Here is a 22,169-nt window from a genome sequence, read left to right on the forward strand (position 1 = left end):
GTATAATAAAATGGTAAACAAAAATTAGATATGGTTCGTCTTCAGGGGCAGGGTGAAATTCCCGACCGGTGGTTATAGTCCACGACCTACTTTTGCGAGTAGCTGAATCGGTGAAATTCCGATACCGACAGTAAAGTCTGGATAAAGAAGATAGAGCTTATTTGGCATACGTATGTACAAATGACTCTAACTCTATTTTCCCCTGCGAAAATAGAGTTTTTTTGTTTGTGTTTACGTGGTTGAATAGTTCGCTGAAGAGGAATCCCAACAGGAGGATTTCAACATGAAGAACACCCGAGTACAAAAAATGGTTGCGGTCGCATTATTTGCTGCAATCGGATTGGTTTTGCAATTTTTCTCATTTCCAATCATGCCAACATTTAGCTTTTTGAAAATCGATTTTAGTGATATCCCAGTTTTGATCAGCATGTTTTTATTTGGCCCGTTAGCGGGGATCGTTACCGCGTTTTTACGTTCGATCTTACATTTGATCATGACCGGTTTTAGTCCGGAGAATCTAGTTGGCGACGTCGCTAGTTTCTTTTCAACAGCGGTCTTTACTTTACCGATTTTCTACATCTTCAAAAGAAACAAATACCAAAAAGGAAAAAATCAAATTTTAGGCGTGATCAGTGGAACACTTGCACTAACTATTTTCATGAGTATTGCGAACTATTTTGTAATCACACCTCTTTATTTAACATTTTTAGGCCTAAACGCAACCCAAATGTTAGGTATGCCATTGGCAAATTACATTTTGATCGGTATTGTACCTTTTAACTTGATCAAAGGATTTATCGTTAGTGTGGCATTCCTTGTCTTACACGCCAAACTACTGCCTTGGTTGAGCAGAAAACAACACCAGTTAGAAAAACGGCATAGCGTTGTAAAATAAAAATAAACGACTCTTTTAAAAAAAGACTACGATAGCATATAATACAAAGAATACAAGTAAACTTGAAAGTAGGAATTCCTATTTTCAAGTTTTTTTTATGAAAAAGGGCATTTTCAGTTATTTATATAGAGCCTAGATAGGTTATTTGGGAGGGGAACAAATGACCAATCATAGGTATTCGCATAGCTAACACCTATTTTTTAAAGTATTTCTTAATATTTTGTTATGAAAAAAAATTCAATAACCGACATTGTGTAAGCGTTTTATAAATCGTGTCTGAGTATTTTTTGCCTTTTTGTATAAAAATGTATTTTATACGTTTTGATGTGAAATTCTTCTCCTTTTGTTTGTTAGATGGACCTGATATAATAGACGACGGAAACGCTACAATTAGTATGAATAAAGCATTTCAATTAAATAATCAAAGGAGGGACAATAAACGAGCGTTTTGAATAAAATTTATCGAATCTACTAGTTATTATTTTTGTTCTTATCATCTTTTTGATAAAATACCGATGTGTCAAAGATTTTTGAAACAAGAAAGGAAGAAGAAAATGGAACAAACAACGAAGAAGAAATTTCAAATGCCTTCAGCGTACTCGGTCTTATTCATTATTATTGCCATTATCGCTGTACTTACATGGTTCATCCCAGCAGGACACTACAGTGTGGATGAAGCCGGTAATATCATTGCAGGGTCTTACGAAAGAGTCCAACAAAATCCACAAGGACTTTGGGATATCTTTATGGCTCCAGTCAACGGGATGTTGGGTGTACCAGCGGGTGAGTTAACGAAAGAAACACCTGCGGCAATCCCAATTTCATTCTTTATCTTAATTGTTGGTGGTTTCTTAGGAATCATCAATAAAACCGGCGCATTAGATGCTGGGATCGCAACTGTTGTGAAACGCTTCAAAGGGAAAGAAAAAATGTTGATCCCTGTATTGATGCTTTTATTCGCTTTAGGTGGTTCAACTTATGGAATGGCGGAAGAAACGATTCCATTTTACGCATTATTGATTCCTGTTATGATGGCCGTCGGTTTTGATACTGTCACAGCGGTAGCCATCGTGTTGGTCGGATCTCAAGTGGGTTGTTTGGCATCAACGGTTAACCCATTTGCGACAGGAGTTGCATCACAAGCTGTTGGTATTTCAATGGGTGAAGGAATCGGGTTACGTTTCTTTATGTTCGTTGTCTTACTAGCAATCTCTATTATTTATGTGTATCGCTATGCGTCGAAGATCGAAAAAGATCCAACCAAATCTTTAGTATATAATCAGCGCGAAGAAGACATGAAACACTTTGATATCGAAGCAATCAATCGTCAAGAAATGATCACGAAGAAACAAAAACATGTCAATGTATTGTTCTTCCTTACTTTTGGTATCATGATCATTAGTTTGATTCCTTGGACAACATTGAATGAAAACTTCACTATTTTTGAGTCATTGACAAATTGGTTAACTGGCCTACCTGTAATTGGAACTGTTTTAGGTAAAAACATGTTGCCTCTAGGTGATTGGTATTTCCCTGAAATCACAATGTTATTCTTAGTAATGTCAATCGTTGTAGCAATCACTTTTGGTATGAAAGAATCTGATTTTGTCAAAGAATTCTTAGCAGGTGCTTCAGACTTGATTGGTGTAGCAATCGTTGTTGCTGTTGCTCGTGGGATCCAAGTAGTGATGAACAACGGTTTGATCACAGATACGATCTTACATTGGGGAGAACAAGGATTAAGCTCATTGTCATCAAGTGTCTTCTTGATCCTTACATTTATCTTCTATATCCCTATGTCATTCTTGATTCCATCAACTTCTGGCTTAGCAGCTGCGACAATGGGCATCATGGGACCAATGGGAGAATTTGCTGGTGTCGGTAAAGATCTAGTAATCACTGCTTACCAATCAGCATCTGGATTAGTGAACTTGATCACGCCAACTTCTGCTATCGTAATGGGTGCAATCGCCATTGCTCGCTTTGATATTTCCGTTTGGTGGAAATTCACTGGGAAGTTGATTGCCATCTTATTTGTTGCTATCTGTGTGATCTTAGGTGTAGCAGCAATGTTCTAATTCTAGACAAATGACAGCCAAAGTTCTATGATAAATGAAGAAACAATATCTATTGACTGAATAAAGAGACATGAATCCTTTATTCACCAAGTACGATGTATCACTTGTATGTAAGAGATCGTCGGTAGAAACAAGACCTTTGAAAAAACGAGTTACTCTGTTGATGAAATGGTGACTGAAGAATCCAGCGCCAAGAAATAAGCGACAAAACCCGAAACTTGGATTTTGGGTTTTGTCGCTTATTTCCGAAGGTGTTGGCTTTTTCACAGAAAATTTCGTAAATAGTGTCCTATTGCACTCGAGCAGATGTACATGTGGATCAAAGTAGTATTTTCTGCCGCCATCTTTTTTTTAAATAATGAGGAGGCAAAGTTGATGAAACAATTTGTAACAGAACAACATCATGAACAAGCATTAGAATCATTAAGTGAGTTGATTAGAATTCCTTCTGTGTTGGATGAATCTGATTCTGGAGAGGGACATCCTTTTGGGAAAAAAGTTGTAGAAGCTTTAGATAAAGTGTTAGAAATCAGTGAAGGATTAGGTTTCAAAACATTTAAAGATCCCGAAGGCTACTATGGTTATGCAGAAGTAGGCTCAGGAGAAGAGTTATTTGGTATCTTATGCCATATGGACATTGTCCCTGGAGGCGATGAAAAAAACTGGGAATCTAAACCTTTTGAGCCAACGATCAAAGATGGTTGGTTAGTTGGCCGTGGCTCCCAAGACGATAAAGGACCTTCGATTGCTGCAATGTACGCAGTGAAAGCATTGATGGATGCAGGGGTAGAATTTAATACGCGCATTCGTTTCATCTTCGGAACGGACGAAGAAAATCTTTGGCGTTGTTTAGATAAATACAATGAAAAAGAAGAAGGAATCACACAAGGCTTTGCACCAGATGCAGAATTTCCTTTGATCTATGCAGAAAAAGGTTTGCTACAAGCTTACTTGACCGGTCCTGGCACAAATGAATTCTCTGTAAATGCTGGTGGGGCACTAAACGTAGTGCCGGATTCAGCACCTTATTCAGGTGAAAAATTGGCAGAAGTAAAAGCAGCGTTGACCAAACATAACTTCGAATTTGAAGATCAAGGTGACTCGATCACAGTGCTAGGAAAAAGTATCCACGCAAAAGATGCAGCAGAAGGTGTCAATGCGATTTCTCGTTTAGCGATCGCTTTATCTGAAGTTTTTGATTTTGCGCCAATCAAGTTTTTAGGAGAATTAGTCCAAGAAAATGCGACTGGTGAAAAAGTAGTCGGAAAGACTGTTGACGAACAATCTGGTGAGTTGACGATGAACTTCGCTAGTTTAGAAATCACACCTGAGCAAACAAAAATCGGGGTGGACATGCGTATCCCTGTCACCTTCAAAAAAGATGAGCTTGTCGAAAAAATGACAGAAAAAATCAAAGCATACGATTTATCATATGAAGAATTTGATTTCTTGGATTCATTATACGTTCCTTTGGAGAGTGAATTGATCCAAAACTTATTAGGAACGTACCGTGATATCACAGGGGATATGACTGAGCCATTTGTTTCTGGTGGAGCAACCTTTGCTCGTACGATGAATCAATGTGTCGCTTTCGGAGCAATGTTCCCTGATACACCAGACTTCATGCACCAAGCCAATGAACGATGGGAACTAAGCAGTATGTACAAAGCGATGGAAATCTACGCAGAAGCGGTTTATCGCTTGTGTGGGAAGTAAGCCATTAGTTAGTTAAGAAGCAAAAGAAGAGTCATTAAAAGGACCCACCACTATTTTGAGAAACTTTATCAAAATAGTGGTGGATTTCTTTACCATCTAAACATCCATAATTAAGCAACAAGTGTAATAGCTATTTCACATACTCAGAAATTTGTTGGAATGTATATACTATGATAATATGTATATACATATTGAATATATTATAAACAGAAAGGAAAAAAATTAAGGGATAAAATTCGTAAATACAAAATCAGAAAATCTGGAAATAGTGATGTAACAACAATACCAAATGAAGTAAAAGAGTATATTGGAGTTAAAACGGGAGAGTCTATTAGTTATATATTTGATACAGATGGGGCAGTTAGGATAGTAAAAGCACAAGAGGAAATTGATATTGATACTATTGTCGACTCTGTGATGAATCAATATGATCAAGCATTGAAAGATTTGGTCGACCTATGATATATTTGACCTCAAAACACATCATAAAGATAAATGCTAAAGTAATTTTAGCATATTCTCAAGGGGGAACAATCGGTATAAAAGATGCAACTGCACTAGATATGGCAATAAATCAACCTGCACAGTCAGTTTTTGGCAGAGATTTGTGTCCTACGATATTTGATAAAGCATCTATACTTACAATCAATTTAGCTACAAAGCAACCTTTTCATAATGGTAACAAACGTACAGCATTTGTATCGATGATTACATTTTTGCAAGCGAATGGATATACAACAACTTTTACCCAACAAGAGGCAGTTAAATTCATTTTAGATATTACTACTAGTAAAAAAGAATTTGATGAATTAAAACGAACTGTCTCGACTTACCTAATTCGGTCAGGAAAAGTTAATCCAAAGTAGTTCCCACATCGATTTTCCAGTTGATTGATCGTTTCCTAGATTAAATGAGGCGAGTTCATGCACAACAGTGAATACATAAATTGAGTTTAATATAACAATGTAGGAAATCACCCCTATTTTGAGGAACTTTGTCAAAATAGGGGTGGTTTTTCATTGTCAGTTGTTCCTCCTTACAAAGATAGCCAATAATAACATCTTACATAAAATCATTTGCAATTTTACCGTATTTTATTTAGTGTATAAGAGTATCAAATGAAAGATGACGGAAGGTGATGTTTTTGAAAATATTCAAACGAGTCCTGATAGGATTAGTGATCGTACTGGGATTAGGTGCTATTGGAGGTTATTTTTATTGGCAACAAAGTGTGTACGAACCATCGACTCAAGCAGAGCAATCATTTAAGCAAGGAATAGATAAAGAGGATTATTTATTATTCGAATCGCAAAAATCGGCGGAACATCCAATGGTGATTTTTTATCCTGGTGCGCTTGTCGAACCAGAAAGTTATAGTATATGGGCAGAGCAACTAGCAGAAAATGGCTATACGGTAGCCATTGCTAAAATGCCTTTTGAACTGGCGATCCTGAGTGGCAACAAAGCAGACAAAATCAGAGAGGATTTCAAGGATCAAGATTTTGTGATTGGAGGACATTCTTTAGGTGGGGTGATGGCAAGTCGTTATGCTAATGCAAATCTGGATGATGAACGATTAAAAGGTATTTATTTCATGGCAAGTTATCCGGATGAAAAGGGGACATTGGCAAAAACTGATTTACCGGTCATCAGTATCACCGGAAGTGAAGATGAAGTCATGAACCAAGAAGCAGCTGATGAAGCAAAAGCTTATTTACCTGAACAAACAGAATTTGTTTCCATCGCTGGAGGGAACCATGGCGGATTTGGTAGTTATGGTCATCAAAAAGGTGATGGTGAAGCAACGATCAGTAATGAAGACCAACAAACAGCAATCGTCACGACCATGATGAATTGGCTGAATCAAATCAAGTAAGAGCGTCACTTTTCGGACCGGCGAAAAGAAATGATTCGTTTATAATTGAAAATTTCAAAAGCTGATCGGCGGATACAGACGTCTCAAAGGAAGCTCCTAGAAAAATAAGGCGTCATCCACAAAAAAATTTAAGAATCATTTTCGTGGATGACGCCTTATTACTTGAGGGGAATACGATTATCTCATCTATTTTGTAACATAGAAAAAACAAGTAGATCATCGGAGAGTCCTGCTAAAAGTTAGTTGTAAGAGAGCGATCAATTTTCTTTTTCCAATAAGATTGCTCGAACCGGACATTTTTGATAAGCTTTGGTTACGTTGGCTTCTTCTAAAGGCTGAACGAATTGTTGATGTGCTTCTGGTTCTTGTGCAAATAAGACGATTCCTTCTTCATCATAATCAAAGATATCAGGCGCCTCGATTTGACATAGACCACATGCGATACAACGTTCAGGAACTAATTTACATAATAATGACATATTCACCATCCTAACGTAAGGGGATTACTATGACTGAGTTTATTTTATCTTTATTTTCTTCAAGTGACAAGTTACGAGCAAGCTCACTCTATCAATTATTAAGTGGCAAGCGTACATCCTCGGTACTACTTTTTGGCTTTTTTCAGCGATTATTAGTTGTTCATGGTTGTTTTCCTTCACTTGAACAAGCAACGTTTGATAAACAGATCCAACAGATGATAGATGAGGGATTATTAAAGTGGGAAGACCGAGAGTTGCAACTGACGAAAAAAGGGGAAATGCAAAGAAAAAATAAATCCCTCCTTGGACTACACTATGATAAGTATGGACGTACAGCTACTGTTAGTTGGCGTTTGCTGAAATTCTCTGTACAAGTCGTCTCTCACTTATCCGCCAATGAAACAGCTTATTTACCAGTAGAGACGGGTCCTTTTTATGCTTACCAAGTTAAGAGATGGTTGAAGGAAGCAACGTGTACCAAAACGGAGCTGGTTGCTCAAGTATCAAAGGAACTTTCTACTATTTTTACTCTGATGCCAGACGAACAAGCGAACTTTTTAGCGAACCAATTTTCTGGTAAAAAGCAAACAGGCTTACTCGCGTACCAACTGACTACCCTTGAAGATGGCACAGCTCAGCAATTATTCCAAGATCAGTGTATCCATCGCTTATTAGCGATTATCGAACAGCATTCAGATTTCTTATTCTACGATTTGCTTGCACCGTTGCTTAGACAAAATTATAATCAAAGCATGTTGACGACGAGAGCATTGATTTTATCTGGGGATTCGGTGGAGCAAGTGATGGTGAAACGAGGATTGAAGAAAGGCACGATCAATGACCATTTGATTGAGTGGGCCATCTTTTTTGATGATTTTCCTTTTGAACGACTGATCCACTCCGAGACAAGAAGATCTTTAGCTTCGTTGGAGCGACCACTTCTTACGCTAAGATATAAAGATCTTGAAGGACAAACGATCGATTATGGCGAATTTCGTTTGGCACAAATCGAGGCATTTAAAGGAGGGGATAAAAATGGATTTGCTTGATCCATTGAAACAGTACTTTGGTTTTACCTCTTTTCGCCAAGGACAGGAAGAGATCATTTCCACCTTATTGAATCAGAAAGATGTTTTAGCGATCCTGCCAACTGGTAATGGCAAAAGTTTATGCTATCAGTTGACTGGCTATTTGCAAGATGGGATGGTATTGATCGTTTCTCCGCTACTCTCTTTGATGGAAGATCAAGTAGGGCAATTGCAAAAACGAGGAGAGAAAAGGGTGGTTGCCTATAATAGCTTACTCACTAGAAGTGAGAAACAGTATGTGTTAGCTCATTTATCCGAATATAAATTTGTGTTTGTCAGTCCCGAGATGTTGCAGCAACCGGAAGTGCTTCATGCCCTGAAGCAACAAAAAATCTCGTTGTACGTAGTTGATGAAGCTCATTGCGTGTCACAGTGGGGCATTGATTTTCGACCTGAGTATCAATCTCTCGGAAGAGTCGCCAAAGAATTAGGATCACCAACTACCTTAGCTTTGACGGCAACAGCCACGCGACCGGTACAAGAAGAGATCAAACACATTCTCTTTCGCACAAAACCTGCCCTCGTCAAACATTCAGTTAATCGAGAAAACATCTCATTATTTGTCTTTCATACAGATGAAAAAGACCAGCAATTACGTCAGTTGATGACACAAGCAGACGGAGCAATGATCATTTATTGCGCGACTAAAAAAGAAGTCGAACGTCTTTATCAACTGCTTCGCAAAGACTATGCTGTGGGGTATTATCATGGAGGGCTAGATGCCTCACAACGCCGCCAACTTCAACAACAATTCAGTCAAAATCAACTGCAATTTTTGATTGCGACGAATGCGTTTGGTATGGGGATCGATAAAGCAGACATTCGGTATGTCATCCATTACGATCTACCAGATAGCCTGGAAAATTATATGCAAGAGATTGGTCGAGCAGGCCGAGACCAGCGACCTAGTAGCGCTGTGTTGCTTTACCGGCCAGGAGATGAAGCGATCCATTACTTTTTCCAACAATTATCTAAAGAACAACGCCAAATTTTCGAAGAACATCTGTCAACTGGGCAAACAGAGGCGCCCCAGTTCGATGAGATCCAGCAAAAATGGCTGATGCTGGTAAATGAAATGCAAAGTCCTGATACATGGCTTCTGCAATTAAAAAAACAAGAACAAGTGAAAATCAAGCAACTACAGCAGATGCTTGCTTATATCCATACAACATCATGTAGACGAGAACGTCTGATGGATTATTTCGGTGAAACCCTCAAAGAAAAACCTGAAAAATGTTGTGATCGAGATGGTGCGTCCTTATTTCTTTCTGAAACTGGACATACTAGTCCAACCGTAGAAGCAAAAGACTGGCAAACCATTTTACTAAATTTATTTTAAAAAAATGGTGCGAGGTATTTTTTTCGTACAATCAAGATTATCCTATGGTATAATAACTAGGAAAGAATTTAGGAGGTCAATAAGGTGAGTAGAAAAGATAGACATCAATCATCAGAAAATAACGAAACACAAGAACCATGGGAGCAACCAATTTACGATACAGAGGACGAAGCATCTTCAAGAAGTACGCAAAGACAGCAAAAGAAAGGGAACACCCTGTTCTTATCGCTATTTTTGATTTTATTAGTTTTATGTATTGCCATTCCGGCAGGAGCTTACTTCTGGATCAGAAACGGATCAAGTAATAGTGCGACCGCTGCATCTTCTTCCTCTACGACTTCATCGATCGTAGAAAGTTCGACTGTAGAATCAACTGTAGAATCGACGACAGTTTCTAGTGAACCAACTTCTGATACACAATCAGTTGCTGGAGAAACAACACCCACGAGTGCTGTGACACCAGAAACAACACCATCTTCAACAGTAACAGCGCCAGAACAAACAACACCAAGCAGTGTGGCTCCACAAGAAACAACACCTACTTCAACACCAGAGGCAGGCACAGGTGTTTCAGGCTCAACCACAGTCGTTCAAGCGGGTGAAGGCCCTAGACAAGTAGCAGAACGCGCAGGCATTACAGTCGACCAATTGTTCCAATTGAACGGAATCGATCCAAACAACTACATGTTATATCCAGGACAAGAACTTAGAGTCCAATAAATGGAGTTAAAAAGATAATACTGAAGAGTTGTTTTTCCTCAGAGTATCTTCATAAAATGTAACTAAATAAGGAGCAGTGGCTTGAGCCACAGCCCCTTTTTTTTGAGAAAAGGGAGTTTATGAAAAATGACACGAATTAGTATCGCAATTGACGGTCCTGCCTCTTCAGGCAAAAGTACGGTAGCTAAAATCATCGCAAATGAATTGAACTATATTTATACAGATACGGGCGCGATGTATCGTGCAGTCACTTACTTGGCAATCAAACATCACATTGCTTTTTCAGATGAAACAGAGTTAGTCGATTTGATCAACAAACACCCGATTTCATTTGAGCAAATGGCGGATGGACAACATGTCTTTGTAGCTGGGCAAGACGTTACTTCAGATATTCGACAACCAGATGTTACACGAGCGGTCTCTGAAGTAGCTGCGCATTCAAAAGTACGCGAAGCTCTTGTTGCGATCCAGAAAAAAATCGGTGAAGATGGTGGTGTCGTCATGGATGGTCGAGATATCGGTACCGCTGTTTTACCAAAAGCCGAAGTGAAGATTTTCTTGGTAGCCAGCGTATCTGAACGGGCACAAAGACGACACAAAGAAAACCTTGAAAAAAATATTCCGACAGACTTAGAAGAATTGACAAAAGAAATACAAGCACGTGATGAATATGACTCTACTAGAAAAGTTTCACCCCTGAAGCAAGCAGAAGATGCGATACGGATCGATACAACCGGTAAAACGATTCAAGAAGTTGTCCAAGCGATCAAAGAAGTGATTCAACAAAAAGGATATTTTCTTGACTAAATAGAAAAAAAGCGAAGAATCCGACCATTTTAATGGAAAACAAACGAAATCGCTTTATTTTTTTTAAATAATCAATTAAACTATAGGCAGTACCGTAGTTAACGGCAGAATGTTGGTTAGGAGGACAAGTGTTATGACAGAATTTGAACAAAATCAGACAGATAACAACCAATCTATGGAAGATGCAATGAATAGCGTTCAAGAAGTGAGCGTTGGCGATGTCGTCAAAGGAGAAGTTTTAGTCATTGAAGACAAACAAGCCATCGTTGGAATCGAAGGAACGGGTGTTGAAGGCGTAGTTCCTGCAAAAGAATTATCTACTTTACCGGTTGAAGATATCAACGAAGTGGTAAAGGTTGGCGATACGTTAGATCTAGTCGTGATCAGCACGATTGGTAAAGACAAAGAAAACGGAAGTTACCTTTTATCAAAACGACGCTTAGATGCGAAAAAAGTTTGGGAGGATATCGAAAAAGATTTCCAAGCTGGAAACATCATCGAAGCACCAGTGACAAATGTAGTTAAAGGTGGTTTAGTTGTCGATGTCGGTGTTCGTGGATTTGTTCCGGCATCAATGGTAGAAGATCATTTTGTCGCTGATTTTTCTGAATACAAAGGAAAAACGATGACATTCAAAATCGTTGAAATCGAACCATCAGAAAATCGCTTGATCCTTTCACACAAAGCAGTCGTTGAAACAGAAAAAGAAGCACAGAAAAAAGAATTACTATCAACTATCCAAGAAAATGACGTGATCGAAGGACGCGTTGCTCGTATCACAGATTTTGGTGCGTTTGTTGATTTAGGCGGCATCGATGGATTAGTACACGTTTCTGAGATTTCTCACGGACATGTTGCTAAACCGAGTGATGTTTTAGCTGTTGGCGATGAAGTGAAAGTCAAAGTTCTTTCAATCAATCCAGAACAAGGACGTATCTCATTATCGATCAAAGACACATTGCCTGGACCTTGGACAGATATCGAAACAAAAGCTCCAGTAGGCGCTGTACTTGAAGGTAAAGTGAAACGATTAACTAGCTTTGGTGCCTTTGTTGAAGTATTCCCAACTGTGGAAGGGCTTGTCCACATCTCACAAATCTCACATAAACACATCGCGACACCACATGAAGTGTTACATGAGGGCGATGATGTCCAAGTGAAAGTTTTAGAAGTCAATCCAGAAGAGCACCGGATTGCATTAAGTATCAAAGCATTAGAAGAAAAACCTGCTTCTGATAAAGAACCAAAAGAAGTTGAGTCTTATGAGTTACCTGAAGAAAACACAGGATTTACAATGGGTGACATCTTAGGCGAAGCCTTAAAAGGGGAAGTAGAAGAAACAGCAACAGATGATTCTGAAAAATAAATGAATGATCGTTCCCGAAGCGCGAATTTACAGCATCAAGGGAAGTTGTACATGTGTAAAACAAGTGGTCTGGGGATTACGCCCCAGACCATTTTCTTTTGTAATAGGCAGTGATCCAGAAAAATACTTGAATGTTCACCGATCTAAGCTTGAAAGTTCGCGAAGTATTCGGTACACTAAGTGAGATTGGAAACATGTGAGGAGGAAAAAATATGGCAAATCCAACAATTGCAATCGTTGGTCGCCCAAACGTCGGTAAGTCGACGATTTTTAACCGTATCGCCGGTGAGCGTATTTCGATTGTCGAAGATACTCCAGGAGTTACTCGTGATCGTATTTATGCTAAAGGGGAATGGTTAGGTCGTGATTTCAGTATTATTGATACTGGTGGGATCGACTTAGGCGATGAACCATTTATGGATCAAATCAAGCACCAAGCAGAAATCGCAATCGATGAAGCAGACGTAATCGTCTGTGTCGTCAGTGGCCGTGAAGGCATCACTGATGCAGATGAAGTCGTAGCAAAAATTTTATATCGCAGCAATAAACCGGTGATCTTAGCCGTTAATAAAGTCGACAATCCTGAAATGAGAAATGATATCTATGAATTTTATGCACTAGGTCTAGGTGATCCTTACCCTGTATCTGGAAGTCATGGATTAGGGATCGGCGACATCTTAGATGAGGCAGTGAAATTCTTTGATGAAGAAGCAGAAGAAGAAGAGGATGATACCATCAAATTCAGTTTGATCGGTCGCCCGAATGTAGGGAAATCTTCCTTGATCAATGCGATCCTAGGTGAAGACCGAGTGATTGTTTCGGACATCGAAGGAACGACACGTGATGCTATCGATACGCACTTCGTCTCAGAAGACGGTCAAAAATTCATGATGATCGATACAGCTGGTATGAGAAAACGTGGGAAAGTTTATGAAACCACAGAAAAATACAGTGTGATGCGTGCCATGCGTGCGATTGACCGTTCAGACATCGTGTTAATGGTCTTGAACGCAGAAGAAGGCATCCGTGAACAAGATAAACGAGTAGCTGGCTATGCGCATGAAGCTGGCCGTGGTGTGATCATCGTTGTCAATAAATGGGATCTAGTCAAAAAAGAAACGAATACGATGCGTGACTTCGAACAAGAGATCCGTGAAGAATTCCGTTACTTAGACTATGCGCCGATTCTGTTTGTTTCAGCTGTGACTAAGCAACGATTAGAACGTTTGCCTGAAATGATCGAAGAAGTGAGTATGAACCAAAACTTACGTGTTTCTTCAGCAGTCTTGAATGATGTGATCATGGATGCCGTAGCGATCAATCCGACACCGACAGATAAAGGTAAACGATTAAAGATTTTCTATGCCACACAAGTTGCAGTCAAACCGCCAACCTTTGTTGTTTTTGTTAATGAAGAAGAATTGATGCATTTCTCTTATGAACGCTTTTTGGAAAATCAAATCAGAAAAGCATTTACGTTTGAAGGAACTTCGATCCGAATTATCCCACGTCGAAGAAAATAGGCATTTTACCATAGTAGTCCGTTTTTTTCAAAAAAAATAAGCATATTTTTGTATTACGTTTTTATGACTAAAAAAAGCGGTTAAAAAATGCCAAAAACCTTGCTATTAAGCGATTCATATGATATCGTGATAACAGAATATTGAAACTTAATCAATATTTCTTATAAACTTCTGGACCACTCAGAAAGTTTTTAAACTAAAATGATGTTCCTATCATATCTCTTGTTGGAGGAGGTGAATCTATCCATGGCAAATAAAGCAGAATTAATCGAAAAAGTTGCTTCAGCTACAGATTTAACTAAAAAAGACGCAACTGCAGCAGTTGACGCTGTATTTTCAACTATTCAAGATGCTTTAGCTAACGGCGAAAAAGTTCAATTAATCGGTTTTGGTAACTTTGAAGTACGCGAACGCGCGGCTCGTAAAGGACGTAACCCACAAACTGGTGAAGAAATCGAAATCCCAGCTAGCAAAGTACCTGCATTTAAACCAGGTAAAGCATTGAAAGACGCTGTTAAATAAGACAGTTGAAAAAGCGCTTGTGGCTACGGCTACAGGCGCTTTTTTTTATATAGATGGATAAAAGAGGCGGAAAGCAGTAGAAAGGCAACAAACAAATAGTTCAGCAACCAAATGGAACTCGTTACATATCAAATAAAAGAATAGAGTTGATCAAAAAAGGCATGGGTTCATTAACAAGTTTTTCTTATTCTTTTTTTATTTTACTTACTAATGGTAAAATAAAAGAAAAGGGGAGGGCAACATGGAGTTATCCTATCGCTACCAACAAGAAGAAACAACAATCTTTTATGGGGAAACATTTGTCAGTCAGTTGAAAAATGAATCGATTGATCAAGCGATTCTTTTTTTGACGAACCAACGTTATTATGATCTATACGCTGAGAAAATGACACAGTCATTCACGAACAAGTTAGCGATTGATTGGTATATTTGTGGCAATACGCAGTGTAATCAATTATCTGAATTGCATAGCCTCTTGTCCTATGCGAGACGCTATCCCGAAAATCGACCGCTTTTAGTAATCGGTTTTGGCAATGAGGGAGTTATGGAGTTGGCGGGCTTCTTTCAAAAACATACGTATCTTCAGACTACACTTTGGTTGATCCCCGTCTCGATCCGCTCCATGGCACGGGCACTTAATCCTCAATGCGAGATATTACATGGATCGAACGAATCGGCTCTTCAAACGACGAACCTTCCAGAACGGATCATTTATGATCGGACGATCAGTGAAAAACAAATCGAAGGGAAACAAATCGATTTTTTGATTTTTATCTGTTGTGGGTTAGTCTGTGATCATCCGTTTCTTCAAAATCTTTACAAAAATTATCCGAATCGCGAAAAATTATTCAATCGTCCTTTTGCTGGCATGCTAGAAGAAATCATTTATTTTTATCAAGAAGACGCTGAACAAGTGGCAAATTATGGTAAACTATTTGAGCAAGCTTTTTATCTGACTGAAAATAGTCATTTGCTTTCCGCCAGTATGAAAAAATTTTTAGGTATCTTGATGCAACTTATCTGGAATTCAGAAATCAAGTCGCTTTCTTTCCAATTGAAGAATTTTTTTATCTGGCTGCAGCATCTAGGCTATCCAATTATTTGGCCTGAAGAGATATCAAAAATGGATTATCTAGAAAATGTGCTGGTTTTAGCAGAAAAGAGCAAAAAAATTCTCGTTTTGGAAAAAATTGGTATAATAGATGGATATCAATTGCCAAACGAGCAAGAACTATTGAAAACAATGGCGTCCTATGAAAGGATCGTTCAAGAGATTAGAGGGATTTAGATGATGACAAATAGTGAAAAAATGCTACAAGCATTAGCAGACGAAAATTTGACAGAAGCAAATGAATATTTGGCAAAGGCGCTCCAAGAAGATCCGGCTGATGTGTTACATGAGTTAGGAGAAGAATTATTAGCCATCGGTTTTTTAGAAGAAGCAAAAGCAATTTTTGAACATCTGCTAACTGTATCGCCTGAAAATGATGAATGGAATATTCCGTTGGCAGAGATTGCTATCGAAGACAATGAGATCGATCAGGCATTTGACTATTTAGAAAAAATCCATCAAGATAGTGAGTACTATCCACAAGCACTATTAGCAATCGCTGACTTGTACCAAGTAATCGGTATTCCTGAAGTAAGTGAAGCAAAATTGAAAGAAGCAGCGAAGCTATTACCAGAAGAACCATTGATTCAATTTGCATTGGCTGAATTGTATTTTTCAGTTGACCGTTTCAATGAAGCTTCTGCACTTTACGAAATGTTGTTAACAAATGGTATAGAAGAAATTTCTAGTATTTCCATGCAAGAACGCTTAGGACAATCGTTGAGTATGCAAGGGGATTTTGAAGCAGCAATCCCACCACTGGAAGCAGCTTTAGCCGAAGAGCGGACAGATGATCGTTTGTTCCAATTAGCGTTCACGAATCTACAATTACATGAGAACGAAAAAGCTATCAATTATTTGCAAGAGTTACGGGAATTGAATCCACAGTATCAATCCTTATACCTTTATCTAGGTCAAGCCCTTCAAGAAGAAGAGATGATCGAAGAAGCACAACAAGTCTTAGAAGATGGTATCAAAGAGAATCCATTCCAAGTAGAGCTTTATCACTTAGCTTCTGAAAATGCGTTTCGTTTACACGACACAGAAAAAGCAGAGCAATTATTACTTGATGCTTTGAATGTCGGTGACAAGCAGGATGAGACATTGTTGACGTTGAGTAATCTTTACTTGGATCAAGAACGTTATGAAGACGTTGTTCAAACAGTCAACCAAATGGGAGAAGTTGCTAATCCTTATGCAGAATGGAACCTCGCTCATGCCTATAATCAATTAGAAGATTTTGCGGTAGCAGCAGTCCACTATGAACAAGCAGCCCACGAATTAGATCATGAGCCAGATTTCTTGAAAGAATATGCTTTATTCTTACGTGAAGAGGGCCAATTAGCAAAAACACGAGAATTATTGGAACAATATTTAACTTATGAACCAGGGGATATGGAGGTATTGTCGCTATTAGATGATTTAACAGAGAGGTGATGAATATGTTGATTGATGTTAAAGAAAAGAAGAATTTCTTAACTTGGATGGTTAACCATGTCTCTTTCAGTCGTAGAGAAGTATTTTGGATTTTGAACTATCTGGCAAATCATGAAGCAATCTTACACAATGTGCGTTTTGTTGAAGGTGCAAACTTAACAAGACGTGGTTTACAGATCACCGATCTTTCCTATGAAGGTGAGCCGATGAAGCTATTTTTAGATGGAAAGGAATTTACTGACACTGATCAGATCTTCCACGAAATCCGTCTGAATTGGAAAAATCCACTCTATGTCGAATGCCTTTTTGAAAATGCGTGGCAAACGAAAGAATATTTAGCAATCATCGAAGATAACCCGTTAGCCTCATGGGAAGATGCAATCAGCGAAGAATCAACAGAATTAATCGAGCATTATTTCCAAGAAAAAGAGCAAGCAGCAAAACTAAACATGCTTTACCAACAGATCGATCAGGCATTAGAAGAAGGCGATAAAGATGCGTTCCTTGAACTATCTGATGAAGTGAACCGCATGATCCTTCAAGCGCCACAGAAGAGTAAGAGCTGAGTGTGGGGAAAGCTGACCATGGAAAAGTAACAGTATGATAAGTAAGTATCTATAGTGAAAATATATATAATAAAGTCTAGGCTTCCTTCCGAGTAATATTCGTAAAGGAAGCCTAGTTTTTATTAAGTTTTTTAGATCAACAAAAAATGGATTTCAATAACAAAATTTCTTAAAAAGCTTATTATAATCAAATTTGTTCCAGAATATCTCTGGTCGCTTCCCTAAATTCCTTTGGTTGATCCGTATGAACGAAATGTCCAGAATTCTTTACATATTATAGATTTTTGGAAGGTGCGTTGATCTGCTAGAAATGTATACATCTTTGATTCCAGTGATATTTTCGGATAGTAATATAGGCTCTCTTAAATATTATCAGTTATATTTTAAATAGTTCATCTATCTTTCATTCTGTGCAAAAAAATATGAAACGACAAAGCCATTGATCAAAAAAAGATGTGACATAAGTATCCAGCTATGGCAGATAAGCGTGAATCCCAAAAATTTGAAGAGCCATTTTCGTTTTTCACGCTTATTTATGAAGGTAAGCTTGTGGAGCACCATATATTCGGTTTTAGGAAGCACAAAACGCCTGATCGCCCAGGTACTTCTGAATGAACTGAGAATATCTCTAAGTAGACAGTTGCAACTCCTTGATCACGAAGTACGCAGAACTACGTTATTCTATATACGTAGAAAGCTTCAGTATCAGGTTGATTGATTCAAAATCATTCTGTTATTTTTTTGAATCGCCTCGTTTGTGGTTTAAGATACGTAAAGCCTTCTCCTTCTACTTCATGGACATTTAGAATTGAAAGAAAGGCATGTTCGTCAATTTCATGAATGATCCGTTTTACTTCGTTTAATTCCCTGGCACTTACCACCATATAGATCATTTTTTTATCGACACCAGAAAAGCCACCTTCTCCATGCAAGAATGTGACACCACGTTGTAAGCCGGTCATCAATAAAGGTGCAATTTCCTCACTTTTATTTGAGACTACCAGAATCCCTTTGGCAGAGTAGCCGCCATCAAGGATAAAATCGATGACACGACTAAATACATAGGAAGCGATTAACGTGTACATCATCCGCTTCAAATCGATATAAGTTAATGAAGCAAGTAAAACGATGACATCAAAAGCTAAAAGGGAACGTCCCATAGAGATTCCATGATTTTTTTCAAGTATCCGAGCGATGATGTCACTTCCTCCTGTAGTACCTCCCATACGATAAACGATCCCGCTGCCGACACCGGCAATCAGTCCTGCAAGTAAAGAGACGATCAGTAAATCATGCTCTAAGTTGATTTGTAAGGGAATCCTTTGCCAAATCCATAAGAAGACAGAAAGCGAGACAGTGCCTAAGACAGTATACGCGAGCGCACGTTTTCCTAAGATTTTTCCGCCTAGTAGGATCAATGGAATATTGATCAATAAAGTAGAATAAGCTGGATCGATATGAAAAAGAGCACGCAAAATCAGGGTAATACCTGAAACTCCACCCTCGGCTAGCTGGTTTGCGATATTCAAATAGACTAGTCCAAAAGCATAAATACTTGTTCCTAAAATAATAAAAAAAACTTCTTTCATTGTTTTCAATGATGTCATCGAATCCCCACTTTCTACTATATGATATGATTCATTGTGCAACAAGCGGTAAATCCTAGATATAGACCTAGGGATTAGGAAACTGGTTCTTCATTTTTATAGTTATAGAATAGACCAAGTTGGCTTGTTGCTAAGAATTTATTAAGTGTACCTAACATAATGTAGCATGTATTCTTTGTTTTCACAATTGCACTTCTTGCGGTTTTGCTGTAAAGTTTTTTAGGAAGAGATGATTGGAGGGTTCTTAATGAAAGAAGAGCGTTCACTAAAAAGTATGCAAGAAGAGGTCGATGCGTACATCCAACAATTTAAAGTTGGGTATTTTTCGCCATTGGCGCAAATGGCACGTCTGACCGAAGAAGTAGGTGAATTGGCACGAGAGGTCAATCATTCATATGGCGAAAAAAGTAAAAAAGCAACAGAACCTAGTAATTCAGTGGCAGAAGAATTAGGCGATGTTCTATTTGTAACAATGATCATGGCAAACTCGTTAGGAATTGATTTGACGACGGTATTTGAAAAAAATATGGAGAAGTTCAATCGAAGGGACCATCATCGTTTTGCCCGAAAAGATGAGGAACAGTGAGAGGATAGAAGGAGTAAAAATGAGACTAAATGAATTACCGATCGAATATAAAAAAGCAATTCCAGTAATAAGAAAAATTGAGGCAGCTGGATTTGAGGCGTACTTTGTTGGTGGTAGTGTGCGGGACACGTTACTCGGACAAAAAATTCATGATGTAGATATTGCTACTAGTGCGTTTCCAGAAGAAATCAAGCAGTTGTTTCCAAAAACGATCGATATCGGGATCGAACATGGAACGGTTCTCGTCTTGCATGAAGAGGAGCAATATGAGATCACGACATTTCGTACGGAATCGACGTATCAAGATTATCGGCGTCCTGATAGTGTTTCATTTGTTCGTACACTAGAAGAGGATCTAAAGCGCAGAGACTTCACGATCAATGCTTTCGCTCTGAAAGAAGATGGTGAGATCATTGATTTATTCGACGGGTTAACTGATTTAGAAAATCACGTCTTACGAGCAGTTGGACGACCTTTTGAGCGATTTCATGAAGATGCTTTACGAATGATGCGTGGGCTTCGTTTTGTGAGTCAGTTAGGGTTCAAATTGGAAGAAGAAACGGCCAAGGCGATCGAAGACAATCATGCGTTGCTGGAAAAAATTTCCGTTGAGCGAATGAATGTTGAATTTATCAAAATGCTTTTAGGGGATTTTCGTAAAAACGGCTTGACGGCATTTGTTGAAACAAAATGTTACATCTATTGTCCACAATTAAAAGAAGATGGTGAGGCATTACTAAGATTTGCCGATTTACCATCTATGCCATTAAAAAAAGAAAGTCAAGCTTGGGCATTATTACTCAACCAACTCGGTCGATCTGAGCAAGAGGTGGCACCTTTCTTAAAAGCATGGAAATGTTCCAACCAAATGATTCGAGAAGTCCAACGTTTGGTCAAAGGATTGGCGAAGCGACAAGAACGACGATTAACACCATTGGAGATCTATCATCTTGGAAAAGACGCATCGTTGGATGTGGAAGAATTGATGATTTACTTCCAACAAACCCCTGACACAACAACTGTGCTAGACATTTATCATGCACTTCCTATCAAGACAATGAGTGAGTTGGCGATTGATGGCAAGGTGTTATTAGCTACGACTGAGAAAAAACCAGGTAAATGGGTCAGTGAAGCGTTAGCACTTGCGGAGTCAGCGGTAGTGAACGGACTGGTACAGAATGAACAAGCTGCATTATTAACCTATCTGAAAGAGCAACAAGGTTAGTCAACAAAATCGTGACAATCACTAATTACGTCTGATTGGTGGGCTAATCATATACTGACATGTCTAAAGTAAGGGCATGAGAGTTATCTATAGAAGCGTTTGGCTTTTTTGTAGGATGTTTCTCATGTCCCTTTTCTCTTTTAGAGGAGGATTGTTATCAAAAAAGCTGACAGAAAAGCAAACATGAGAGATGACCGCTTTTGTTGTTTTATGCTAAACTAGTAATGAAACAGAATATAATGCGTCAAAAAAGGAGATTTTTTTAATGAGCAAAGAAATGACAGCGCTAAAATTTTATTTCCGTAACGGCGAAACATGGACAATCAATCGTCGTCATATCGGCGACCTTTGGATCAAACAAATCACAACAAGTTTTGGCCGTATCAATGGGAGCGAATTTATCGAGATCCATCCATGTGCAGGCTTTAAAATCGAGATTTTCCATGAAGGCGATTCAGTAGCTACTCATGATATCAATCTAGGTGGTTTGGAAATGGGTATGTTCAATCGCGCATTGAAATATGAAGATATCGAACGTATGGAAATCTTGTATCGCAATGGTACACCTGACCTTGTATACTTCCCTTACTTGGACAAAGGAACAGAGGGATTAGATAACCAATACCAATCAACAAAAATCAGTGAAAAAACTGGTAACCTATATATTGTGATCAATCCGGAACAACGTGTTGACGATGTTTACGGTGAGTATTTCGAATAAGATCGCTCATCAATAAAAATAGCACGTACAAAACTTTTGAATAGGGTTTGTACGTGCTTTTCTTCTATTTTTTAAAAATTACAATTGATATTTTATGGTGATTGGACTAGAATGAGCTTCTGGAATCAAAACCAATAAGTAATCGTAAAGGTAGGAAGTTTTTAGTTGCATTCTAAAAACTTTTTGCTATAATTGGTGCAGTTTGAATATAGGAGATCTTGAAAATGAGAGAGAGTTTTGAAGAACAAAAGAAACGACTGGTTGATCACTATGGTACTTTTTCAATGGAAGATCGTCGCCAGATCTTATGTAAGTTGCGTAAAAGGAATATCTTGATGTATCGTCAATTGGGACGCTTGAAACACGAATTGCTCCGTTTAGAATCAAAACGTGTGCAATGTGAGTTAGACGGTCGGGTGACCCAAGCGGAAATTGTTGAAAACAAAATTTTAAAGAAAAAAGAGCAATATTTGAAAGTTCTTGCACAAAATAAAAAATAAAGGGGAT

At 38.4% G+C, this 22,169-nt stretch carries 23 protein-coding genes and 1 riboswitch; of the genes, 21 read left to right on the forward strand and 2 right to left on the reverse strand.

All coding sequences use genetic code 11. From position 1 onward, the window contains the following. The first annotated feature begins 33 nt into the window (after window positions 1–33). A riboswitch (FMN riboswitch) is annotated at window positions 34–156 on the forward strand. A 127-nt stretch (window positions 157–283) separates the two neighbouring features. From IGJ39_RS05280 to IGJ39_RS05305, 6 genes are all read left to right on the forward strand, one after another. Then, window positions 284–895, forward strand: a complete 612-nt coding sequence (locus IGJ39_RS05280; RefSeq protein ID WP_019723230.1) for an ECF transporter S component — start codon at window positions 284–286, stop codon at window positions 893–895. Between the two features lie 554 nt (window positions 896–1,449). Further along, window positions 1,450–2,973: a YfcC family protein gene (locus IGJ39_RS05285; RefSeq protein WP_010735777.1), complete on the forward strand. Its 1,524-nt coding sequence runs from the start codon at window positions 1,450–1,452 to the stop codon at window positions 2,971–2,973. Between the two features lie 375 nt (window positions 2,974–3,348). After that, the gene (locus IGJ39_RS05290) at window positions 3,349–4,689 is read left to right on the forward strand and encodes a M20 family metallopeptidase (RefSeq protein WP_019723229.1); all 1,341 of its coding nucleotides are present in this window, start codon (window positions 3,349–3,351) and stop codon (window positions 4,687–4,689) included. Window positions 4,690–4,884: 195 nt separating this feature from the next. Beyond that, a complete protein-coding gene (locus IGJ39_RS05295; protein WP_272019734.1) occupies window positions 4,885–5,151 on the forward strand; it encodes an AbrB/MazE/SpoVT family DNA-binding domain-containing protein in 267 nt (88 codons plus the stop codon). After that, window positions 5,148–5,555, forward strand: coding sequence for a type II toxin-antitoxin system death-on-curing family toxin (locus IGJ39_RS05300; RefSeq protein WP_019723228.1), 408 nt, complete (start codon window positions 5,148–5,150; stop codon window positions 5,553–5,555). Before IGJ39_RS05295 ends, IGJ39_RS05300 begins: the two co-directional genes overlap by 4 nt. A gap of 278 nt (window positions 5,556–5,833) precedes the next feature. Continuing rightward, complete coding sequence (locus IGJ39_RS05305) at window positions 5,834–6,565, forward strand: alpha/beta hydrolase (protein WP_029594035.1); 732 nt, start codon at window positions 5,834–5,836, stop codon at window positions 6,563–6,565. A gap of 257 nt (window positions 6,566–6,822) precedes the next feature. Here the strand turns inward: IGJ39_RS05305 and IGJ39_RS05310 are convergent, their stop codons facing one another. After that, window positions 6,823–7,044 (reverse strand): ferredoxin, encoded by a 222-nt coding sequence (locus IGJ39_RS05310; protein WP_010735774.1) that lies wholly within the window; start codon window positions 7,042–7,044, stop codon window positions 6,823–6,825. A 29-nt stretch (window positions 7,045–7,073) separates the two neighbouring features. Here IGJ39_RS05310 and IGJ39_RS05315 point away from each other — a divergent pair, with 29 nt between their 5' ends. The 11 genes from IGJ39_RS05315 (at window position 7,074) to IGJ39_RS05365 (ending at window position 18,138) form a co-directional block, all read left to right on the forward strand. Continuing rightward, entirely contained in the window at window positions 7,074–8,093 is a 1,020-nt protein-coding gene (locus IGJ39_RS05315; protein ID WP_019723226.1) for a helix-turn-helix domain-containing protein, read from the forward strand. Further along, window positions 8,080–9,471: a RecQ family ATP-dependent DNA helicase gene (locus tag IGJ39_RS05320; RefSeq protein WP_195339322.1), complete on the forward strand. Its 1,392-nt coding sequence runs from the start codon at window positions 8,080–8,082 to the stop codon at window positions 9,469–9,471. Before IGJ39_RS05315 ends, IGJ39_RS05320 begins: the two co-directional genes overlap by 14 nt. A gap of 84 nt (window positions 9,472–9,555) precedes the next feature. Next, window positions 9,556–10,191 carry an SAG1386/EF1546 family surface-associated protein gene (locus IGJ39_RS05325; RefSeq protein WP_019724180.1) on the forward strand — a complete coding sequence of 212 codons (636 nt, stop codon included), beginning with the start codon at window positions 9,556–9,558 and terminating at the stop codon, window positions 10,189–10,191. Window positions 10,192–10,317: 126 nt separating this feature from the next. After that, window positions 10,318–10,998 (forward strand): (d)CMP kinase, encoded by a 681-nt coding sequence (cmk, locus tag IGJ39_RS05330; protein WP_010735770.1) that lies wholly within the window; start codon window positions 10,318–10,320, stop codon window positions 10,996–10,998. Between the two features lie 133 nt (window positions 10,999–11,131). Next, on the forward strand, window positions 11,132–12,364 hold the full coding sequence (gene rpsA, locus IGJ39_RS05335) for a 30S ribosomal protein S1 (RefSeq protein WP_019724179.1): 1,233 nt from the start codon (window positions 11,132–11,134) through the stop codon (window positions 12,362–12,364). A 212-nt stretch (window positions 12,365–12,576) separates the two neighbouring features. Continuing rightward, window positions 12,577–13,887 (forward strand): ribosome biogenesis GTPase Der, encoded by a 1,311-nt coding sequence (gene der, locus IGJ39_RS05340; RefSeq protein WP_010735768.1) that lies wholly within the window; start codon window positions 12,577–12,579, stop codon window positions 13,885–13,887. A gap of 246 nt (window positions 13,888–14,133) precedes the next feature. Beyond that, window positions 14,134–14,409 (forward strand): HU family DNA-binding protein, encoded by a 276-nt coding sequence (locus tag IGJ39_RS05345; RefSeq protein WP_002290178.1) that lies wholly within the window; start codon window positions 14,134–14,136, stop codon window positions 14,407–14,409. A 241-nt stretch (window positions 14,410–14,650) separates the two neighbouring features. Continuing rightward, the gene (locus IGJ39_RS05350; RefSeq protein WP_066025634.1) at window positions 14,651–15,697 is read left to right on the forward strand and encodes a hypothetical protein; all 1,047 of its coding nucleotides are present in this window, start codon (window positions 14,651–14,653) and stop codon (window positions 15,695–15,697) included. Continuing rightward, window positions 15,698–16,957: a tetratricopeptide repeat protein gene (locus tag IGJ39_RS05355; RefSeq protein WP_019723719.1), complete on the forward strand. Its 1,260-nt coding sequence runs from the start codon at window positions 15,698–15,700 to the stop codon at window positions 16,955–16,957. Window positions 16,958–16,962: 5 nt separating this feature from the next. Then, entirely contained in the window at window positions 16,963–17,523 is a 561-nt protein-coding gene (locus IGJ39_RS05360) for a YpiB family protein (protein WP_029594129.1), read from the forward strand. A gap of 474 nt (window positions 17,524–17,997) precedes the next feature. After that, a complete protein-coding gene (locus IGJ39_RS05365; RefSeq protein ID WP_195339323.1) occupies window positions 17,998–18,138 on the forward strand; it encodes a hypothetical protein in 141 nt (46 codons plus the stop codon). Between the two features lie 110 nt (window positions 18,139–18,248). Here the strand turns inward: IGJ39_RS05365 and IGJ39_RS05370 are convergent, their stop codons facing one another. Continuing rightward, complete coding sequence (locus tag IGJ39_RS05370) at window positions 18,249–19,130, reverse strand: YitT family protein (RefSeq protein WP_019723717.1); 882 nt, start codon at window positions 19,128–19,130, stop codon at window positions 18,249–18,251. 247 nt (window positions 19,131–19,377) lie between these two features. Here IGJ39_RS05370 and IGJ39_RS05375 point away from each other — a divergent pair, with 247 nt between their 5' ends. The 4 genes from IGJ39_RS05375 (at window position 19,378) to IGJ39_RS05390 (ending at window position 22,162) form a co-directional block, all read left to right on the forward strand. Further along, window positions 19,378–19,716 carry a nucleotide pyrophosphohydrolase gene (locus IGJ39_RS05375; protein ID WP_010735763.1) on the forward strand — a complete coding sequence of 113 codons (339 nt, stop codon included), beginning with the start codon at window positions 19,378–19,380 and terminating at the stop codon, window positions 19,714–19,716. Between the two features lie 19 nt (window positions 19,717–19,735). Further along, window positions 19,736–20,941 carry a CCA tRNA nucleotidyltransferase gene (locus tag IGJ39_RS05380; RefSeq protein WP_195273936.1) on the forward strand — a complete coding sequence of 402 codons (1,206 nt, stop codon included), beginning with the start codon at window positions 19,736–19,738 and terminating at the stop codon, window positions 20,939–20,941. Between the two features lie 265 nt (window positions 20,942–21,206). Then, window positions 21,207–21,662: a hypothetical protein gene (locus IGJ39_RS05385; protein ID WP_010735761.1), complete on the forward strand. Its 456-nt coding sequence runs from the start codon at window positions 21,207–21,209 to the stop codon at window positions 21,660–21,662. A gap of 224 nt (window positions 21,663–21,886) precedes the next feature. Continuing rightward, the gene (locus IGJ39_RS05390) at window positions 21,887–22,162 is read left to right on the forward strand and encodes a hypothetical protein (protein WP_010735760.1); all 276 of its coding nucleotides are present in this window, start codon (window positions 21,887–21,889) and stop codon (window positions 22,160–22,162) included. Window positions 22,163–22,169 lie beyond the last annotated feature (7 nt).

The organism is Enterococcus sp. AZ140, from assembly GCF_051714405.1.
GTDB lineage: Bacteria > Bacillota > Bacilli > Lactobacillales > Enterococcaceae > Enterococcus_B > Enterococcus_B pernyi.

Excerpts from the sequence above, each read along its gene's own strand:
- IGJ39_RS05280 (WP_019723230.1), top strand. The coding sequence starts at position 284 with ATGAAGAACACCCGAGTACAAAAAATGGTTGCGGTCGCATTATTTGCT.
- IGJ39_RS05285 (WP_010735777.1), top strand. The coding sequence starts at position 1,450 with ATGGAACAAACAACGAAGAAGAAATTTCAAATGCCTTCAGCGTACTCG.
- IGJ39_RS05290 (WP_019723229.1), top strand. The coding sequence starts at position 3,349 with ATGAAACAATTTGTAACAGAACAACATCATGAACAAGCATTAGAATCA.
- IGJ39_RS05300 (WP_019723228.1), top strand. The coding sequence starts at position 5,148 with ATGATATATTTGACCTCAAAACACATCATAAAGATAAATGCTAAAGTA.
- IGJ39_RS05310 (WP_010735774.1), bottom strand. The coding sequence starts at position 7,044 with ATGTCATTATTATGTAAATTAGTTCCTGAACGTTGTATCGCATGTGGT.
- IGJ39_RS05315 (WP_019723226.1), top strand. The coding sequence starts at position 7,074 with ATGACTGAGTTTATTTTATCTTTATTTTCTTCAAGTGACAAGTTACGA.
- IGJ39_RS05320 (WP_195339322.1), top strand. The coding sequence starts at position 8,080 with ATGGATTTGCTTGATCCATTGAAACAGTACTTTGGTTTTACCTCTTTT.
- cmk (WP_010735770.1), top strand. The coding sequence starts at position 10,318 with ATGACACGAATTAGTATCGCAATTGACGGTCCTGCCTCTTCAGGCAAA.
- rpsA (WP_019724179.1), top strand. The coding sequence starts at position 11,132 with ATGACAGAATTTGAACAAAATCAGACAGATAACAACCAATCTATGGAA.
- der (WP_010735768.1), top strand. The coding sequence starts at position 12,577 with ATGGCAAATCCAACAATTGCAATCGTTGGTCGCCCAAACGTCGGTAAG.
- IGJ39_RS05345 (WP_002290178.1), top strand. The coding sequence starts at position 14,134 with ATGGCAAATAAAGCAGAATTAATCGAAAAAGTTGCTTCAGCTACAGAT.
- IGJ39_RS05350 (WP_066025634.1), top strand. The coding sequence starts at position 14,651 with ATGGAGTTATCCTATCGCTACCAACAAGAAGAAACAACAATCTTTTAT.
- IGJ39_RS05355 (WP_019723719.1), top strand. The coding sequence starts at position 15,698 with ATGATGACAAATAGTGAAAAAATGCTACAAGCATTAGCAGACGAAAAT.
- IGJ39_RS05360 (WP_029594129.1), top strand. The coding sequence starts at position 16,963 with ATGTTGATTGATGTTAAAGAAAAGAAGAATTTCTTAACTTGGATGGTT.
- IGJ39_RS05365 (WP_195339323.1), top strand. The coding sequence starts at position 17,998 with ATGGCAGATAAGCGTGAATCCCAAAAATTTGAAGAGCCATTTTCGTTT.
- IGJ39_RS05370 (WP_019723717.1), bottom strand. The coding sequence starts at position 19,130 with ATGACATCATTGAAAACAATGAAAGAAGTTTTTTTTATTATTTTAGGA.
- IGJ39_RS05375 (WP_010735763.1), top strand. The coding sequence starts at position 19,378 with ATGAAAGAAGAGCGTTCACTAAAAAGTATGCAAGAAGAGGTCGATGCG.
- IGJ39_RS05380 (WP_195273936.1), top strand. The coding sequence starts at position 19,736 with ATGAGACTAAATGAATTACCGATCGAATATAAAAAAGCAATTCCAGTA.
- IGJ39_RS05385 (WP_010735761.1), top strand. The coding sequence starts at position 21,207 with ATGAGCAAAGAAATGACAGCGCTAAAATTTTATTTCCGTAACGGCGAA.
- IGJ39_RS05390 (WP_010735760.1), top strand. The coding sequence starts at position 21,887 with ATGAGAGAGAGTTTTGAAGAACAAAAGAAACGACTGGTTGATCACTAT.